This window comes from Amycolatopsis thailandensis (assembly GCF_042723255.1).
Taxonomy (GTDB): Bacteria; Actinomycetota; Actinomycetes; order Mycobacteriales; family Pseudonocardiaceae; genus Amycolatopsis; species Amycolatopsis thailandensis.
The window spans coordinates 1-13,036 of the sequence record NZ_JBHXJK010000189.1 but is presented as its reverse complement, the minus strand read 5'-3'; the positions used below and the strand labels follow the sequence as shown (position 1 = coordinate 13,036).

Sequence of the window (13,036 nt, the reverse complement as noted above, 5' to 3'; positions counted from 1 at the left end):
CCTGGTGCCGGGGTTTTCCATTTGTCGCTTGTGGGTCGCTCACCTACCAAAATGCGACATTGGGAACCTCACGCGTGGTTGCCCGGCCCTCACCTGAGCGAGCGCCCGCGCTCCTGCCGCCCTGCCCCCCTCGGATGCCCGATGCCCCCGCGGGTCCCCCCCCCGCGATGCCCGATGTCCCCAATGTGGCATTGGGGACGCTCAACGACCCCAATGCCACATTGGGGGGCACCCGCCTCACGCCCTGAGCACCCGGGCTGAGAGTTGTCCACAGGCTGATCCCCTTGTGGACAACTTGGGGCTTCAGCACCGTTTCCGCAGGTCCCATCGGTCCCTCGCGATAAACTGGGCTGGGGACGCCCCCCGGGAAGGGCGGGGGCTGGGTTGGGGGAGAAGTGGGTGGAGGGGGTCAGTCGCCTTCGATGACGTCGGGTTCGACGCCGAGGTAGCCCGCCACCTGTTCCACGAGGACGTCGTGGACGAGTTCCGCGAGTTCGCCGGGGTCCTTCGCGCGCGCTTCGAGGGGGCGGCGGTAGAGGACGATGCGGGCTCGCGTCGGCAGGCCGGCGCGGTCGACGCCGGCGGGCACGAGCCGCGAGAGCGGGACGGCCCCGTCGTGCAACACGCCGTCCACTCCGGCCGGTGCGCCATCCGAGCGAACTTCGGGAACGTCGTCGACGGCGACGTCGAGCTTCGTCAGCTCGTGCCGCCACCGCGCTTCGATCGGTTCGAGCGCGTCCAAAACCAGCGCGTCGAACCTTTCCGCCCTGCTAGCGGCGGCGGGAAGGGTCGACGGATACAGCGCTCCGCGCAGGCCCCGGCCGTGCCGGTCCCGGCGCATCCGCCGTCGCTGTCGGGAATCACGAGCCGTCGCCACGAACCGAAGGGTACGCGCTCGGCGATTCAAAGCGCGTGTCGCCGGTACGCCGGGCCCGCGACGCGCTATCGTTCTCGATCGTGCGGAGCGTACGAAAGTGTTCGCGAACGGGTTGTCTCGAACCCGCTGTCGCCACGCTCACGTATGCCTACAGTGATTCGACGGCCGTGGTGGGCCCACTGGCCACCGCGAGCGAGCCGCACTCCTATGACCTCTGCGAGGCCCACGCCCTGCGGCTCACCGTGCCCAAGGGCTGGGAAGTCGTCCGCCACGAGGGCGCCTTCGCCGCGCCCGACCCCTCCGCCGACGAGCTGACCGCGCTGGCCGAGGCCGTGCGTGAGGCGGGCCGCTCGGACAAGCCCGCGCCGGAGCCCGAACCCGAGGGACCGTCAGGCAGGCGCGGCCATCTGCGCGTGCTGCCCGGCCGCGCCTGACACAAGGGCTCGCCGGTAGGCTTTCGAGCGCGCCAGAGGGCGTTGAACGAGACTATCGGCGGGGAGCAGGCGTGCCAGACCTTTCGGGCATCGTGAAGGCCTACGACATTCGCGGCGTTGTCGGTGAGCAGCTGGACGCGGCCCTCGTACGCGACCTCGGCTCGGCGTTCGCCCTGCTGATCAAGCCGGAGTCCGACTCCGTCGTGATCGGCCACGACATGCGCGACTCCTCACCCGAGCTGGCCACCGCGTTCGCCGACGGCGTGACCTCGCAGGGGCTCGACGTCGTGACGATCGGCCTCGCCAGCACCGACCAGCTGTACTTCGCGTCCGGGTCGCTGAACCTGCCGGGCGCCATGTTCACCGCCAGCCACAACCCGGCGAAGTACAACGGCATCAAGCTGTGCCGTTCGGGCGCGGCCCCGGTCGGCCAGGACTCCGGTCTCGCGGAGATCCGCGACACCGTCGAGCAGGGCGTGCCCACCTTCGCCGGCCAGCGCGGTTCGGTGACCGAAAAGGACGTCCTCGCGGACTACGCGGCGTACCTGCGCAAGCTCGTCGACCTCTCGGGCAGCCGTCCGCTGAAGGTCGTCGTCGACGCCGGCAACGGCATGGGCGGCTACACCGTCCCGACAGTCTTCGCGGGCCTGCCCATCGACGTCGTGCCGATGTACTTCGAGCTCGACGGCAACTTCCCGAACCACGAGGCCAACCCGCTCGACCCGAAGAACATCGTCGACCTCCAGGCGAAGGTGCGCGAGGAAGGCGCCGACGCGGGCCTCGCCTTCGACGGCGACGCGGACCGCTGCTTCGTCGTCGACGAGCGCGGCGAGCCGGTGTCGCCGAGCGCCATCACCGCGCTGGTCGCGATCCGGGAGCTGGAGAAGGAGCCGGGCGGCACCATCATCCACAACCTGATCACGTCGAAGGGCGTCCCGGAGATCGTCGCCGAGCACGGTGGCAAGCCGGTGCGCACCCGGGTCGGGCACTCGTTCATCAAGGCCGAGATGGCCAAGACCGGCGCGATCTTCGGCGGCGAGCACTCCGCGCACTACTACTTCCGCGACTTCTGGCGCGCCGACACCGGCATGCTGGCCGCGCTGCACGTCCTCGCCGCCCTCGGCGAGCAGACAGGCCCGCTTTCGGAGCTGACGGCCGAGTACTCGCGCTACGCGGCCTCCGGCGAGATCAACTCCACCGTGGACGACCAGGTCGCCCGCATGCTCGCGGTCAAGGACACCTTCTCCGCGCGTGACGGCGTCGAGATCGACGAACTCGACGGCCTCACCGTGCAGCTCCCCGGCGGCGGCTGGTTCAACCTGCGCCCGTCCAACACCGAGCCGCTGCTCCGCCTGAACGTCGAGGCCGCCGACGCCGAGGCAGTCCGGGCTTTGACCGAAGACGTACTGGCGATAGTCCGTGGGTAACGAATGTGGCGTGAAAACACACATAGAGACATCCCACAGGTAGGGAGTAACCATGGCCGTCACGCTTGACGCACAGTTGCTGGAGATCCTGGCCTGCCCGTCCCCCGACCACGCACCGCTGCGGACGGGGACGGCGGCCGATCCGGAGGCCGACGCGCTGACCTGCACGGAATGCGGTCGTGTGTATCCGGTCCGTGATGGAATCCCGGTACTGTTGCTGGACGAAGCCACCGAGCCGACGACCCCGGATGGCGCCCATGCCGACGGTCCCTGACGATTCCCTGCTCGACGATCCCGCGCGGTTGGCCGAGGCCGACACCGCGGGGCTGCTCCGTGCCGCCGCGATGGCGGGCGCCCAGGTCCGGGCGACCGCCGAAGCCGCGGCCGAACTCGAGCTGAGCGATCGCCTGGACGTCGGGCGCCCGCGCTCGCTCGTACTGATCGACAGGCCCGGCGTCAGCCGGACGCTGACCCGCCTGGTCGCCGCGCTCCTGACCCCGTCGTGCCCGGTGCCGGTGGTCGTCGCCGAGGTCGTGCCGAGCTGGATCGGCGCGCTCGACGTCGTTTTCGCGCACACCGACGACGCCGGTGACCGTGAGCTGGCCGCCTCCCTGGAGCGCGCAGCCCGGTTCGGGGCGACTGTCGTGCTGTCCGCGCCCGCCGAAGGTCCGGTCGCCGCAGCCGTCGCGGGCAAGGGATTGCTGCTCGCGCCGAGGCTGCCGGTCCCGCCGGAGATGGCCTTCCCGCGCGGCCTCGCCGCGGCCCTGCTCACCGCGAACGCGCTCGGCCTGCTCGTGGCCGATCTGGAGCAGCTCGCCGACCAGCTCGACGCGGAAGCCGAAAAGGACTACCTGGCCAGGGAGTCGTTCGCGAACCCCGCCAAGGCGCTGGCGCTGAAGCTGGCCGAGCGTCAGCCGTTGCTGTGGGGGCTCGACCCGGTCGCGGTCGCCGTCGGCGAGCACGCGGCCCACGCGTTCGCCGCCCACGCGGCCGTCGTCTGTGACGTGGAGGACTACCGCCAGGCGCTGGCCAGGCCCGCCTTGCGGCGGGCGGCGTTGTCCGGGGGCGTGGAACGCGATATCTTCGCGGACCCGGAGGAGGGGGTCGGCTCGACGCCGAGGGTGTTGCTCCTCTCGGTTCGGACCGGGCCGGCCACGGAGGCGGCCCGCTATCAGGCGGAAGACCTGCTGCCCGGTGCGGACGTGATCGCCCCGGCCGAAGAGATCGAAACGGACGAGATCGTGCGTGCGGCCGTTCTCGCGTTGCGTTTCGAGCTGGCCGCGGTCTATCTCGGATTGGCCGTCGGCAGCATCGGCGGCGCCGGGAGGTACACGCCTGCAACGGCGTGAGCCCCGCGTGCGACGTAAGAAATGAGGGCCGGCACAAACAACCCGTGCCCGGCGAGGAGTTGAGGTGACAGTGGAGCTGCTGCGCAATGCCGTGCGGCCCTACGCGTGGGGGTCCAGAACGACGATCCCCGAGCTGCTGGGGCGTCCGGTGCCGGCGCCACACCCGGAAGCGGAACTGTGGATGGGCGCCCACCCCGGCGACCCGTCCCACGTCATCGGCCCCGACGGCACCGAGCGGAGCCTGCTGGAGCTCGTCGAAGCCGATCCGGTCGGCCAGCTCGGCAAGAGCTGCGCCGGACGCTGGGGCGGCAGGCTGCCGTTCCTGCTGAAGATCCTCGCGGCCGAAGAGCCGCTTTCGATGCAGGCGCACCCTTCGGCCGCGCAGGCGGCGGAGGGGTACAAGCGTGAGGAGTCGGCGAGGATCCCGCGCGACGCGTCGAACCGCAACTACCCGGATCCGACGGCGAAGCCGGAACTCGTCTGCGCGCTGACGGAATTCCACGCGCTGGCGGGCTTCCGCGACCCGGAACGCACGATCGCGCTGCTGAAGGCGATCGAGACGCCCGGGCTGGCGAAGTACGCGGTGCTGCTGGAAGCCCAGCCGGATCCGGCCGGGCTGCGCGCGCTGTTCACCACCTGGATCACCCTGCCACAGGCCGCGCTCGACGAACTGCTGCCCGAAGTCCTCGATTCGTGCGTGAAGCACGTCCAGGAACGCGGCGAGTTCAGCGTCGAATGCCGGACCATCCTGGAACTCGGCGAGTCGCATCCGCGGGACGCGGGTGTGCTCGCGGCGTTGCTCCTCAACCGGCTCACCCTCAGCGCGGGCGAGGCGATCTACCTGCCCGCCGGCAACCTGCACCTGTACCTGCACGGTACCGCCGTCGAGATCCTGGCGAACTCGGACAACATCCTGCGCTGCGGGCTCACCCCCAAGCACGTCGACGTGCCGGAGCTGCTGCGCGTCGTCGACTTCGCCTGCGGTGAGATGCCGGTGCAGAGCGGGGAGCGCGGCAGTGCTGACGGGCCCTCGGCGGGAAAGAGTGCCTCGGACCGGCGCCTGTCGGTGTACCGCACCGACGCTCCGGAGTTCGAGCTGTCGCGGATCGAGTGGGAGGCCGGGGACGACGGCGAGATCGCCGTCCACGACGTCGGCCCGCAGATCCTGCTGTGCACGGCCGGTGGCCTGCTGGTGACGGCCGACGACGGCGAACAGGTCGAACTCCGCCGGGGCCAGTCGGTGTGGCTCCCGGCCGCCGACCCCGCCGTCCGCGTGCGGCCGCTCTCCGGCGAACGCACCCAGGTCTTCCGGGCGACCGCCGGCACCTGCTGATCTCTCACGTTCAGTCCTCTGGATGCGGTACTTGCACGCGCAAGGACCGCGTTCAGAGGACGAAACGCGTGGCCTTGGTCGAAGTGTGTGCGTTCCGTGTGGCGGGTTCCGCGACCATCATCCTTACGGGTGACCCGGCGATTGTCGTCGGCTTCTCCCGGATGACGATGGCCGAGGAGAGCAGCAGCAGTGACTTCCCATCCCGACGCGGTGAGCGGGCGCGCCTACCGGGTGCCGGTCACCGTGCGCCCCGCCGCCCTGCTCGCCGCGCTCGGAATCGCCGTCGTGACCGCGCTCGTCCCGGTCGTCGATCTGGTGCTCCCGCTGCCGGACAGCCAGGACCTGGCCGGCTCGGCTCCGGCGTTGGCGAGTCTCGCCGGTGACGCGATCGAGTCCGTCAAAGCCGCGGGTTCCGGCCTGCAGGACCTCGCCGTCGACGCGGAGAACAGGCTCAACCTTCCGCTGGTCGTGCTGATCACGCTCGGCGCTCAGGTGCTGCTCACCGCCGCGCTGGTCGTGAGCGGCACCCAGCCCATCCGCGTGATGCTGACCGTCGCCGGGCTGATCAACGTGTTCGCGGTCGCCCGGCTCGAACCCGCCACGCCGCCGGTGTGGGACGCCGCCGCCAACGGGGTGCTGGTGATCGCGCTGGCCTGGTTCTCCGCCCTCCGCCGCGAGCCGCGGCTCGCGGGACTGTGACTTCCGGGTGGTGCTCGTCTGAGGGGTCGGGCACCACCCGGTCAGGCCGGGGCGGGTTCGGTGAGCGACAACAGCAACCGGACGAGGGTCGAAGCGTTGGCGTCGTGGGGGACTTCCAATCGCTTCGCCTCTTCACCCGCCGCCTCGGCCGCTTCTGTTTCCCCGACGGCCTCGTACGCCCTGCGCAGCACGTGCAGGGTGAGGCTTGTCGCGGGTTTCCCGCCCATGGCGCGGAATTCGTCGAGACAGCGGCGCAGCACGGGAATCGCGCTGTCGGCCCGGCCGTCGCCGATCCAGCTCGCCGCGATCGCCCGGGTGCAGGAAAGCTCTCGCGGCCGTTCTTCGAGCGCGTCGGCCAGCAGTCGCGCGTTCTCGTAGGCCTGCACCGCATCGGCGCGCCGCCCGGCGCCGGCGAGGATCGCGCCCTGGGTGCGCAACGACTTCGCCAGCGCCGATTTCGCCGTCGTCCGGCGCAGCACCCGCACCGATTCCTCGATCGTCTCCAGTGCCTCCTCCTCGCGGCCGTCGAGCATCAGCGACCACGAAAGTCCTTGCAGGGCAACGCCGAGCTGGCGTTCGTCGCCGTTTTCGCGAGCGTGCGCCAGGCTCCGGCTGTCGATCTCCAGCGCCTCGGCGACCTTGCCGAGCCGGTGCAGCGCCGCGGACTCCGCGTGCAGCGCGTACGCTCCCGGCCCGGTTTCCTCCACAATGGACAGTTCGCGGGCTTGTGTCGCGGCGTGCAGGGATTCCCCGGCCCTGCCGAGGCCGACGAGGCAGCGCGCCAGATTCGTCTCGACCCACGCCCGCGCGGAAACGTCACCCAGTTCCGCCAGCTCCTTCGAGCATTCGCGGTACCCCTCCACGGCGCGTTCGTACTCGCCGCGAACGTGCAGCAACACCGTCAGGTTCGCCTCGGCGACGACCGCGATGTGCCTGTCACCCGCCTTGAGGGCGGCCTCGCGCAAGGTCTCGTACGCCGTCCGCATGTCGGTGTAATGGCTGTGCAGATACAGATACGCGCTCAGTCTTTCCAGTACCCGCAACGCTTTCCGCAGCCAGCCGACCGCGCACATCGACGAGACGGCGGAGACCAGGTTCGCCCGCTCGACGGAGAACCAGGCGCCGGGATCGCGCAGCAGCCGCTCGACCAGTTCGCCGGACAGCGGCTGGGCGGGCAGATCCTGATCCGACAACGGCATCGGCACCGTTCTCGGCAGGCGGCGGGCCGCCGTGTCGGCGAGGCACAGCGCCGCGTCCGACAACTTCGTGACGGAGGCGACCCGCTCGGCGCGGGATTCCAGCTCTCGCCCGAGCTCCGTGGCGAACACGCGCACGAGATCGTGCATCCGGAACCGCTGCTCACCGGTCGGGTCGGGACCGGTGGCTTCGAGCAGGCTGGCCTCGACGAGTTCGTCGATGGCCTCGTCCGCTTCTTCTTCGGCGCTGTCGGCGCTGTCGTTGACGAGGGTCGACACCGCCCACGCGGGAAGGTCGAGGGTGCGGCAGCGGCCGATCAACCGGAACGCGCGCCGCGCGGACGGGCTCAGCGCCTCGTAGCTCAACGCGATGCTGCCGCGGACCTGGAGATCGCTGACCTGGAGTTCGTCGAGGCGCGAGACCTCGTCCTCCAGCTTCCCGGCGAGTTTCCCGAGCGGCAGGCCCGGCCGCATGGCGAGCCTGCTGCCGGCGATCCGCAACGCCAGCGGGAGATTGCCGCAGGCCTTGGCGATCCGCTCCGCGTCCGCGCGTTCGGCACCCACCCGGCCCTGCCCGGCCAGGCGCTCCAGCAGGGTCATCGCCTCGGCGCCGGACAGCGGCGCGAGGTGGAGGCGATCCGCCCCGGCGAGCCCGGAAAGCCGCCGCCTGCTGGTGACCAGGACGGCGCTGCCCGGCGTTCCCGGCAGCAACGCGCGGACCTGCTCGGGGCCGGCGGCGTCGTCGAGCACCACCAAAACCCGCCGATCGGCGAGACGGCCGCGGTACGCCGCCGCCCTGGCCTCGACGTCGTCCGGGATGGCGGGGCCGGTGACACCCAGCGCGCGCAACAGGTCGCCGAGGACGTCGGCGAGGTCGCGGGGGTCGGAGGCGCCCGCCAGCGGGACGAACAGCTGTCCGTCCGGGAAGGACCGGCGGAGCCGGTGCGCGGTGCTGACCGCGAGGGTGGACTTGCCCGCGCCGGGTTCGCCGGTGATCACCGCGACCGGGACACCCGTACCGGCGCCGAGCAGCCCGGACAGCTTCGCGATCTCGCCTTCGCGGCCCGCGAGATCCGCGATGTCCGGCGGCAGCTGGCAGATCGGGAAGACCTGCGCCGTCTTGACGGGCGGCACCGGATCCTCGCCGCGCAGCACGGCGGCGTGCACGCGGCGGACTTCGGCGCCGGGCTCCACGCCGAGTTCCTCGACGAGCGTGGTGCGCAGCTCGCGGTGGACGGCCAGTGAATCGGCCTGCCGCCCGGCGCGGTGCAGGGCGATCATCAGCTGCGCGGCCAGCCGCTCGCGCAGTGGATGTTCGGTGATCATCGCCTGGAGTTCGCCGGTGAGCTCGCCGTGCCTGCCGTCGGACAGTTCGGCGTCGACGCAGTCTTCGAACGCGGCGAGACGTTCCGATTCGAGCCGGGCGACGTCCGCGTCGAGCCGGGGGAGGTGCAGCCCGGACAGGACCGGCCCGCGCCATTCCGCCAGTGCCCGGCGATAGTGCGCGGCGGCCGCCGCCGGATCGCCCGCCCTCGCCGCGGCCTTCCCCGCCGCGGCGGCCTCGCGGAAGGACAGCAGATCGAGGTCGCCGGGTTCGACGACCAGCCGGTACCCCTGCGGATCCCGCTCGATCTCCAGCCCCTCGAACCGCGCCCGCAGGCGCGATATGTAGGTGTGCAGATTCGAGGAGTACGACTTCGGCGGAGTGCCCGGCCAGAGCGTCTCGACCAGGGCGCCGACCGGGACGGGCGAGTTCGCGTTCAGCAGCAGGACGGCCAGCAGGGCACGCTGATGATCGCCGCGCGGCGCCGTGCGCCGCCCGGGCGGGCTCTCGATCGTCAACGGTCCGAGCACGCCGAATCGCGGCACGGGCACCTCCCAGGTCCTGAGAGGGGCGACCCTAGCGAGGGGAGCCGACAATTCTGTGACCTGTCCCGCCCAGCGCGTACCGGCTCATCTGCACTGCTAGCCTTCGAACCCGGCATATCGGGACACCATTTGGGGAGTTGCACGTGTCTGCAGGTGGCGGAACCAAGGCGATCATCGCCGCGCTCGTGGCGAACGCCGGAATCGCGGCCGCGAAATTCACCGGCTTCCTCATCACGGGGTCGTCTTCGATGCTCGCCGAGTCGGTGCACTCGCTGGCGGACACCTCGAACCAGGGGCTCCTGCTGCTCGGTCAGAAGACCTCGCAGCGCAAGGCGACCCGCGCGCACCCGTTCGGCTTCGGGCGGGACCGGTACTTCTACTCGTTCATCGTCGCGCTGATGCTCTTCAGCCTCGGCTCGGTGTTCGCGCTGTACGAGGGCATCCACAAGATCGGCGAGCCCGAGCCGCTGACCTCGCCGCTGGTGGCTGTCGGCATCCTCGTGGTCGCGATCGGACTGGAGTCGTACTCCTTCTACACCGCGATCCAGGAGTCGAAGAAGATCAAGGGCGACGCGGGCTGGTGGGCGTTCATCCGCCAGGCCAAGACCCCCGAACTGCCGGTGGTGCTGCTGGAGGACGCGGGCGCGCTGCTCGGCCTGGTGTTCGCGCTCGCGGGCGTCGGGCTTTCGGTCGTCACCGGCGAGCCGGTGTGGGACGGCATCGGCACCGTCATGATCGGCGTGCTGCTCGGCATCATCGCGATCATCCTGATCATCGAGATGAAGAGCCTGCTGATCGGCGAAGGCGCCTCCGAGACCGACCTCGACACGATCGTCGACGAACTCGCCGCGGGCAAGGTCGAGCGGGTCATCCACATCCGGACGCTGTACATCGGCCCGGACGAGATGCTGGTGGCCGCGAAGCTCGCGCTGGTGCCGGGGCTGGAGACCGGCGAGGTCGCACAGGCCATCGACGACGCCGAAGCGCGTGTGCGGGCGAAGGTGCCTACGGCGAAGCTGATCTACCTGGAGCCGGACCTGGACCGGTCGCTGGCGCGCTGAGCCTGCGGGCTCTGCCGGTCCCGGGAGCTTTCGAGTGTCATGAAAGGGTCGTTCAGGACGTTTTTCGTCCTGAACGACCCTTTCATGACATCGGGGCAGGGGAGGATTCCGGACGTTCGACGTCACGGGTAGAGACACTCAAGCCCTCGCGACCGCCGTCCGGCGCAACTGTCCGTACTCCGCCGATTACCGGCGCGACCTCCGGGTACTTCGTTGCTCTCCCACCGCGCTGCCGTCACGACCGGGCGATAAGGTCCGATGAACCGCAGTCAGGTGTAGGAGGTCAAGGGTGCCCGGAAACGGTCTGTGGCGTACGAAATCCATCGAGCAGTCCATCGCGGACACCGACGAACCGGGGACCAGGCTCAGGCGGAACCTGAGCGCGTGGGACCTGACCGTCTTCGGCGTCGCCGTCGTCATCGGCGCCGGAATCTTCACGCTCACGGCGCGCACGGCAGGCGATTACGCGGGGCCGTCGGTGTCGCTTTCCTTCGTCTTCGCGGCCATCGCCTGCGCGCTGGCGGCGCTCTGTTACGCGGAATTCGCGTCCACCGTCCCGGTGGCCGGGAGCGCGTACACGTTTTCTTACGCCACGTTCGGCGAGTTCATGGCGTGGATCATCGGCTGGGACCTGATCCTGGAGCTCGCGGTCGGCGCGGCCGCGGTGTCGAAGGGCTGGTCGGCCTACCTCGAAACCGTGCTTTCCTACATTTTCGGCAAGGGCACGAAGACGACGTTCGAGATCGGCGGTCTCCCGGTCGACTGGGGCGCCCTGATCGTGGTGCTGGTGCTGGCGACGTTGCTCGCTCTCGGCACGAAGCTGTCCTCACGGTTCTCGATGGTGATCACCGGGATCAAGGTCGCGGTGGTGCTGTTCGTGATCGTGCTCGGCATCTTCTACATCAAGGGCTCCAACTACAGCCCGTTCATCCCGGACGCCCAGACCGGCGGCGACTCGTCGGCCACCGGGGTGGACCAGTCGCTGTTCTCGGTGTTCGCGGGCAGCAGCAGCAGCTCGTTCGGCGTCTTCGGCCTGCTGGCCGCGGCGTCGCTGGTGTTCTTCGCGTTCATCGGTTTCGACATCGTCGCGACCACCGCGGAAGAGACCCGCAACCCGCAGAAGGCCGTGCCCCGCGGCATCTTCGGCTCGCTGGCCATCGTCACGGTGCTCTACGTCGCCGTGTCGCTCGTGGTCGTCGGCATGGTGAACTACAAGGATCTCGCCACTTCGGCCGGTGACGGCGGCAAGAAGACGCTCGCGTCCGCGTTCGCGGTCAACGGTGTCGACTGGGCGGCCAACATCATCTCCGTCGGCGCGCTCGCCGGTCTGACGACCGTCGTCATGGTGCTGATGCTCGGCCAGATCCGGATCATCTTCGCGATGTCGCGTGACGGTCTCATGCCGCGCAGCCTGGCGAAGACCGGCGCGAACGGGACGCCGAAGCGGGCGACCATCGTCGTCGGTGGACTGGTCGCCGTCGCCGCGACGTTCTTCCCGGCGGACAAACTGGAGGAAATGGTCAACGTCGGCACGCTGTTCGCCTTCATCCTCGTTTCCGCGGGCGTGATGGTGCTGCGCAAGACGCGACCGGATCTGCCACGTGCGTTCCGGGTGCCGTGGGTGCCGCTGATCCCGATCCTGGCGATCCTCGCCTGCCTGTGGCTGATGCTGAACCTGACCGTGCTGACCTGGTTGCGGTTCATCGCGTGGATGGTGCTGGGCGTGCTCATCTACTTCGTCTACAGCCGCCGCCATTCGCTGCTCGGCAAGAAGAACAAGGAAGAGAACGCGGAGTCCGTATCGGACTGATCATTCTCGTTTCGGCGGCCCACCATTCCTCTGTGGATGGTGGGCCGCTTTGTTCGGGGGCCCCGGTTTCGGTGTGAAATCGGTGTGCGATAGCGTCCGGGCTCTTGCCTCACCCTGACGGGTGAACGGGACTCGTGGAGAACACCGCGAGTCGACCTTCATCCCGCGAAAGAGGTAACCACGCTTCGCTCGTTTGTCCCCCGATCGGTACAGGAGAGCTCTGAATGCAGATCATGTCCGGACGGCGCGTCCGTTCAGCCGTCACCATCGTCGCGCTGGCGACCGCCGCCCTGCTCGGTACCGCCGGCTCGGCGCTGGCCTGCCACTCCGACGACGAACACGCCAAGCCGATCCCCGGCAAGGTCAGCAAGTGCGAGCAGGTCAAGGCCGGCGGCTCGGCTCTGTCCGACTCGGACTTCAAGTTCACCGGCGGCCCCGGTGAGAAGCGGCTCAACATCACCGGCCTCGCCGAGGGTGTCAAGGTGACCGCGATCGTCGTCCTCGGTGGCGACGACGGCTACAACGTCTACGAGCCGGGCAAGCGCAAGCTCTCCGACACCCCGCCGTGGACCGAGCTGCGCGCGCCGTTCAACCGCGACGGCAGCAAGGCGAACATCGACAAGTGGTTCGCGTGCGGCGAGAAGACCAAGCCGACCGAGCAGCCGAAGCCGTCCGAGCCGACGAAGACCACGACGGCCAAGCCGCCGACGACCGCTCCGACCACCACGGACAAGCCGTCGGAGACCTCCGCTCCGTCGAGCACCGCCGTCCCCGCCCCGAACGTCGGCGGTAACGGCGGCAACGGTGGCGGCCTCGCGGACACCGGTTTCGACAACGCCTGGCTGCTGTGGGCCGGTGGCCTGCTGGTCCTGGCCGGTGCCGGGGTCCTGGTCCTGCTGCGCGTGCGCCGCGGCAAGACCGACTGAAGCTAGTTCCAAGTACATGAAGGCCCCCTTCCTTGCGCCAGGCGCAAGGAAGGGG

11 protein-coding genes are annotated in these 13,036 nt (G+C 69.8%); 9 read left to right on the top strand and 2 right to left on the bottom strand.

The genetic code is table 11. The annotated features are described in order from the left end of the window. Positions 1–409: 409 nt before the first annotated feature. Entirely contained in the window at positions 410–841 is a 432-nt protein-coding gene (locus ACFWMR_RS39665; protein ID WP_005150818.1) for a metallopeptidase family protein, read from the bottom strand. 116 nt (positions 842–957) lie between these two features. Between ACFWMR_RS39665 and ACFWMR_RS39660 the strand changes: the two genes are divergently transcribed. The 6 genes from ACFWMR_RS39660 to ACFWMR_RS39635 all read left to right on the top strand — a co-directional run bounded on the left by ACFWMR_RS39660 (position 958) and on the right by ACFWMR_RS39635 (position 6,119). Further along, positions 958–1,311 (top strand): DUF3499 domain-containing protein, encoded by a 354-nt coding sequence (locus ACFWMR_RS39660; RefSeq protein ID WP_073848429.1) that lies wholly within the window; start codon positions 958–960, stop codon positions 1,309–1,311. A 71-nt stretch (positions 1,312–1,382) separates the two neighbouring features. Beyond that, entirely contained in the window at positions 1,383–2,738 is a 1,356-nt protein-coding gene (locus ACFWMR_RS39655) for a phosphomannomutase/phosphoglucomutase (protein WP_378382115.1), read from the top strand. 52 nt (positions 2,739–2,790) lie between these two features. Beyond that, a complete protein-coding gene (locus tag ACFWMR_RS39650) occupies positions 2,791–3,012 on the top strand; it encodes a Trm112 family protein (RefSeq protein WP_093936649.1) in 222 nt (73 codons plus the stop codon). After that, positions 2,996–4,087: a hypothetical protein gene (locus ACFWMR_RS39645; RefSeq protein WP_378276979.1), complete on the top strand. Its 1,092-nt coding sequence runs from the start codon at positions 2,996–2,998 to the stop codon at positions 4,085–4,087. Before ACFWMR_RS39650 ends, ACFWMR_RS39645 begins: the two co-directional genes overlap by 17 nt. Positions 4,088–4,157: 70 nt before the next feature. After that, positions 4,158–5,420 carry a mannose-6-phosphate isomerase, class I gene (gene manA, locus ACFWMR_RS39640; protein WP_378382116.1) on the top strand — a complete coding sequence of 421 codons (1,263 nt, stop codon included), beginning with the start codon at positions 4,158–4,160 and terminating at the stop codon, positions 5,418–5,420. A gap of 189 nt (positions 5,421–5,609) precedes the next feature. Beyond that, the gene (locus ACFWMR_RS39635; protein ID WP_378382114.1) at positions 5,610–6,119 is read left to right on the top strand and encodes a hypothetical protein; all 510 of its coding nucleotides are present in this window, start codon (positions 5,610–5,612) and stop codon (positions 6,117–6,119) included. A gap of 41 nt (positions 6,120–6,160) precedes the next feature. Here ACFWMR_RS39635 and ACFWMR_RS39630 read toward each other — a convergent pair whose 3' ends face one another. Then, entirely contained in the window at positions 6,161–9,184 is a 3,024-nt protein-coding gene (locus ACFWMR_RS39630) for an AfsR/SARP family transcriptional regulator (RefSeq protein WP_378382113.1), read from the bottom strand. A 143-nt stretch (positions 9,185–9,327) separates the two neighbouring features. Between ACFWMR_RS39630 and ACFWMR_RS39625 the strand changes: the two genes are divergently transcribed. From ACFWMR_RS39625 to ACFWMR_RS39615, 3 genes are all read left to right on the top strand, one after another. Beyond that, a complete protein-coding gene (locus ACFWMR_RS39625; RefSeq protein ID WP_378382112.1) occupies positions 9,328–10,245 on the top strand; it encodes a cation diffusion facilitator family transporter in 918 nt (305 codons plus the stop codon). Positions 10,246–10,534: 289 nt separating this feature from the next. Continuing rightward, positions 10,535–12,055, top strand: coding sequence for an amino acid permease (locus ACFWMR_RS39620; protein WP_093936655.1), 1,521 nt, complete (start codon positions 10,535–10,537; stop codon positions 12,053–12,055). 224 nt (positions 12,056–12,279) lie between these two features. After that, on the top strand, positions 12,280–12,981 hold the full coding sequence (locus tag ACFWMR_RS39615; protein WP_093936656.1) for an LPXTG cell wall anchor domain-containing protein: 702 nt from the start codon (positions 12,280–12,282) through the stop codon (positions 12,979–12,981). Positions 12,982–13,036: the final 55 nt, after the last annotated feature.

Coding starts and splice junctions, on each gene's coding strand:
- ACFWMR_RS39665 (WP_005150818.1), bottom strand. CDS start 841: ATGCGCCGGGACCGGCACGGCCGGGGCCTGCGCGGAGCGCTGTATCCG.
- ACFWMR_RS39650 (WP_093936649.1), top strand. CDS start 2,791: ATGGCCGTCACGCTTGACGCACAGTTGCTGGAGATCCTGGCCTGCCCG.
- ACFWMR_RS39645 (WP_378276979.1), top strand. CDS start 2,996: ATGCCGACGGTCCCTGACGATTCCCTGCTCGACGATCCCGCGCGGTTG.
- ACFWMR_RS39615 (WP_093936656.1), top strand. CDS start 12,280: ATGCAGATCATGTCCGGACGGCGCGTCCGTTCAGCCGTCACCATCGTC.